Annotated in this window: 3 protein-coding genes and 2 pseudogenes; all 5 read left to right on the forward strand. The window is 38.7% G+C overall.

The features are described from left to right. Window positions 1–672: pseudogene (locus tag ABWO41_RS15325) on the forward strand (SusC/RagA family TonB-linked outer membrane protein); the annotation flags it as partial. 10 nt (window positions 673–682) lie between these two features. Next, a complete protein-coding gene (locus ABWO41_RS15330; RefSeq protein WP_353139935.1) occupies window positions 683–2,122 on the forward strand; it encodes a SusD/RagB family nutrient-binding outer membrane lipoprotein in 1,440 nt (479 codons plus the stop codon). A 23-nt stretch (window positions 2,123–2,145) separates the two neighbouring features. After that, window positions 2,146–3,678 carry a DUF5689 domain-containing protein gene (locus tag ABWO41_RS15335; protein WP_353139937.1) on the forward strand — a complete coding sequence of 511 codons (1,533 nt, stop codon included), beginning with the start codon at window positions 2,146–2,148 and terminating at the stop codon, window positions 3,676–3,678. A gap of 74 nt (window positions 3,679–3,752) precedes the next feature. Next, on the forward strand, window positions 3,753–4,577 hold the full coding sequence (locus ABWO41_RS15340) for a hypothetical protein (RefSeq protein ID WP_353139939.1): 825 nt from the start codon (window positions 3,753–3,755) through the stop codon (window positions 4,575–4,577). 25 nt (window positions 4,578–4,602) lie between these two features. Beyond that, window positions 4,603–4,886 (forward strand): annotated as a pseudogene (locus ABWO41_RS15345) (hypothetical protein); the annotation flags it as partial.

A 4,886-nucleotide genomic window follows, 5' to 3' on the forward strand; every position in this document is an offset into this window, starting at 1 on the left:
ATTATCGCAGCAATTGGAGGAAGTATGGGAGATCTTTATGGTCTTGGATATAATCGTGCTCCAGATGGACAAATCATATATGAGAATGGATATCCTACCTTAACTAAGGATATGGTTTATATCGGAAATACGAATCCAAAATGGAAGGCCAGTTTAAATAATCAGTTCCGTTATAAGCAGTATGGTCTGAGTTTCTTATTTGATGCTCAGTTTGGGGCTAAGGCTTTTTCTTTAACAGCGAGAAATCTGGCTGAAGGAGGAAAAACAAAAAATACTTTGCCAGGACGTTATAATGGTGTAATCGGAAAAGGAGTGATAAGTAATGGAGACGGTACTTATAGCCCGAATACGGAAATCGCGACGGATATTGAAACGTATTACAAATTGCATTATGGAGGCGATAATGTAGAAGGAACTTCTTACTCGACTGACTTTTTAAAATTTAGAGAAGCTAGATTTTCATACACTCTTCCTGCAAAAATGTTGAAGAAATTAGGACTTCAAAAAGGGACTCTGGCAATTTATGGTCGTGATTTATTCATTATTTCTAGTTGGCCGGTGTTTGATCCAGAGTTTGGGACTTTGGGTAATGGAGATATTAACAAAGGATTTGAAATTGGTCAGTTTCCGTCGTCCAGGACATTTGGTTTGAATCTAATTGTAGGATTTTAAGCGTAAAAACATGAAGATAAAAAATATAATTTATTCTCTTTTGATACTAGGTTCGACATCTTGTACCAAAGGATTTAAGGAAATAAATAAAAATCCCAATACAAGTGAAATGGTTACTCCGGATGCGCTTTTAGCACCTGCTATTACATCTGTAGTTTCGGTCAATATGAATAGAAGCCAGCGGATAACCAATGAGTTTATGCAAGTTACTGTGAATATGGGAGATAGCGACAGTAAGCTTTTCAGATATGAAGTGCGTAGGTCAGAGGCCGATTATATGTACAATAACTGGTTCGTACAATTGGCCAACTTCAGAGACGTGTATAGAGGGGGAGAAGGAACACTGAATAAAGGATATATGGGAATTGCATTGATTTGTCAGGCATGGGTATATTCTCTTTTGACAGATACTTATGGAGAAATACCGTATTTCAGTTCGCTTCAAGGGAAAGATGGGTTGTTAAATCCAGCTTTTGATATGCAAAAAGATATTTATCAGGATCTTTTTACCAAACTTGAGCAGGCCAATGTTTTGTTGAAGGAAGTTGGAACAGGGACAATAAAAGCGACAAGTGATCCAATTTATGGAGGGTCAGTTGCTAAATGGCGTAAATTTGGTAATTCATTGTATCTAAGGTTGCTTTTAAGAGTTTCAGCAAAATCCGAGTTTGACGCTGCGGCAAAAATCAAGGAAATCGTGGAAACTAAAGCATCAGAATACCCGATTATTGCAAATAATTCCGAATCTGCCATTTTAAGATGGACAGGTGCTTCTCCTTACGTTTCTCCGTTTGCAACCTGGCGCCCGGCAGACTGGGCAACTCCGAGAATTGCAAGTTTTTTTGTTGATAATCTGAATGAATGGAAAGATCCAAGAGTAGAGAAATGGGTTACAAAGCATCAGGGAGAATACGCAGGAGTACCAAGTGGATATCCAATTGGTCAGGCGCCCGAAGCTAGATCTGCTTTGCCTAACGCTTTAATGAGTGAGCCTTTGCTAGGAAATATTTTAAATTATTCTGAACTACAATTTATACTGGCAGAAGCAGCCCTTAAAGGATGGATAACGAATAAAACAGCTAAAGAATATTACGAATCTGGTGTTACAAACGGAATTACTTTATGGGGATATACTGTTCCTGCTGATTATCTGACGACTGGAAGTGTAGCCTGGGACAACGACTTTTCATTAGATTTCAAAATGGAGCTAATCCATGTTCAGAAATATTATTCCTTGTTTTTTACTGATATGCAAAGCTGGTTTGAATATCGTAGAACAGGTCATCCCAATCTGCCTAAAGGCTTAGGATTAGGTAATAATAAAGTAATGCCTGCCAGAATAAACTATCCTGTTTATCTGCAGTCGACAAACGGAGCTAATTATCAGATAGCGATTTCTAGGCAAGGTCCAGATGAAATAAGTACACAAGTTTGGTGGCAAAAACCGTAATATAAAATTTAAAGATAAATGTTATGAAAAAGGGAATAATATATATACTGCTGGCATTTACGTCTTTTATGTGGTCTTCCTGCGAAGAAAAGACTGATGCAGATAGCTATCCCAGCCCGATTATTAATGTAGAAACGGTAAGACGACTTTATAAAGGACAAGACGTTACTTTGGATAACAATACTTTAGATGGTGCTACGAAGATAGTAGGTATCGTAATTTCTGATCACGCAAATAAGAATGTTCCGGCAGGATTAGTTGTCATGCAAAGTGGAAGGCAACCAGCTAAAGTTAGAGGAATCAATCTTGTGATAGGAGAACAGGCTTCGAGTTATTTACCCGGAGATTCAATTGTAGTGAATATTGCAGGATCTACTTTGACAAAGGTAAATGGTTCTCTGCAGATAAAGAATCTACTGAAAGAGGCCATTTCTAAAGTCTCTTCAGGAAATACTCCGAAACTACAAAGTGTTACGGTTGATAATCTAACCAAGAATCCGTCTTTTTACGAGAGTACATTGGTAAGAATATACGGTTGCATTTTTAACCGGGTTTTTGGAGAAGATTATGCAGGGGACAAAAGTTTTCATGATGGCGGAGGATCTACAATCTTGCTCCATACCGAAGCCGAAGCTAGTTTTGCAGGAGAAAACTTACCTAAAAGAGCGGTAACAAGTGGAATAGTGTTTATCGAAGATGAAGGGGAAGAGCAAAGCATACGGGTTTGGCCAAGAGCCTTTGATGAAATGGTTAGTACTGGAGTTGATGTTGATCCTAATATTCCACTTGGTAAAACACCGATAATTATTACTGGATTTTTAACAGATCCAACTGGGGCTGATGGAAATTATGAATACGTTCAGTTTATGGCAACCCAGGATATTGATTTTGAAATGACTCCATTTTCCATGGTAACATGTAATAATGCCGGAGCAACTTTACCAGGAGGGTATCCTGAGTTTGGTTGGGCGACAGGAGGAGCCAGAACATATAAAATCAATCTGACTTCGGGAACAGTAGCAAAGGGGCATTTCTTTTATGTTGGGGCTAATAAGAAAATTTGGGGCTCAAGTTCAACCGATATAAGTGCAGCTAACTGGATTGCCAGTGTGATGTATATGGATGTTGACGGTGCGGATTTCGGTACAAAAACAGGTGGATTATTAGCTAATAGTGGAAATCCCGCAGGTATAGCCATATTTTTGGGAACAACTGTAAATGAAAATACCGCGCCTCTGGACGCAATCTTTTTTGGTGGTACAGGCGGTTTGATTTATACAGCTGGTCCTCCGCAACAAGGATACAAGATTGCGAATACCGATAGGTATGCTATAAAGCATCCTACAACCAACGCAGAACAGCCGTTTTTTAGGCAAGGAAATAACACCTTTATATTTGGATTTCCTGCAGCGACAAATTTTGCAAAACTAGGAGGAACCTATAATGCTTCCTCAGAACAATGGACTACAGTAAGGGTTATGACAAATGTTCCTTTAGGTTCTACGTCTACTATAGCCGATTTGGAAACAGGAAATGGTCTCACAAAACTAGAATAATAACATCTTGAATATAACCGCCTGGTACTAAGAGAAGTATTGACAGGCGGTTATTCACTAAAAATCTAAAACAAATGAAAAAAGAATTATTGCTTTTGGCCATAATCGCTATGGCAGGCTATGCTAATGCCCAAATAATTATAACAGGTATAGCCAACGATGTAAAAGGGGCAGATGCTAATTATGAGTACATACAGCTATTAGCGACGGAAGATATAGATTTTGCAAAAACATCTTATGCTTTAGTTACCTGTACAAACGCAGGCACTGCAATGCCGAATCCGGGAGAAGCACCGGTTACCGGTTGGGCTACGGGCGGGGGAAGGACTTATAAGTTTAATTTGAATACCGGAAATGTGAAAGCAGGTGAATTTTTTTATGTCGGTGGAAGTAACAAGAGAATTAACGGATCGAAATCTACCGATATTAAAGATGCCAAATGGATAAGAACCATTGATTATAAAAACGGTAGTGGAGATGGTTTTGGCGAAGCTACCGGAGGTCTTTTGCCGAACAGCGGAAATGCAGGTGGAATAGCTTTATTTGTTGGGACAGCTGTTGAAGAATCTTCCAAGCCAATTGATGTTGTGTTCTTTGGAGGAAAAGGAAGGGCAACCATTCTAAACCAGGCTCTAGGGAGAGGATATAGAGTAGCAGATAATGATAATTATAACTCTAACGCCGGAACCCAACCTTTCTTCTTACAAGGAAAAAATACCTATGTAATCTCCTACATAGATCCGGCAGAACAAGGAGCATTTATGATGTTGGGGGGTGAGTATGACGCTAAAAATAAGTCCTGGAAGAGAAAAAGATCAGTAAATTATTTTGTAATGGCTGATAATACAACAGTAGATGAAATAGAAAAAGGTAAAGGTGTTACCCTTTTATCAAAATAATTATTAACCAACCTAATAAAAGAATATGAAAAGAATTCTACTTTTTATTTCGTTGTGCTTAAGTATAAGCTCGGCGAAATCTCAAATTATTATTACTGGTTTTATGGCAGATCCTAAGGGGGCTGATGCTAAAGCAGCGGGTGAACTGCTAGTGAGCGGGGGTACGGAAAAACATTTGGGAGGGTTTGAATATATACAGTTTATGGCAACTGAGGATATAGATTTTGAAGAATCACCTTTTGCTGTAATTACTTGTAATAATCCAGGGACAAGTCCCGTTGCCACATATCCTATAAATGGCTGGGCAAC

Origin of the sequence: Pseudopedobacter sp. (assembly GCF_040392825.1) — a bacterium.
Lineage (GTDB): Bacteria > Bacteroidota > Bacteroidia > Sphingobacteriales > Sphingobacteriaceae > Pseudopedobacter.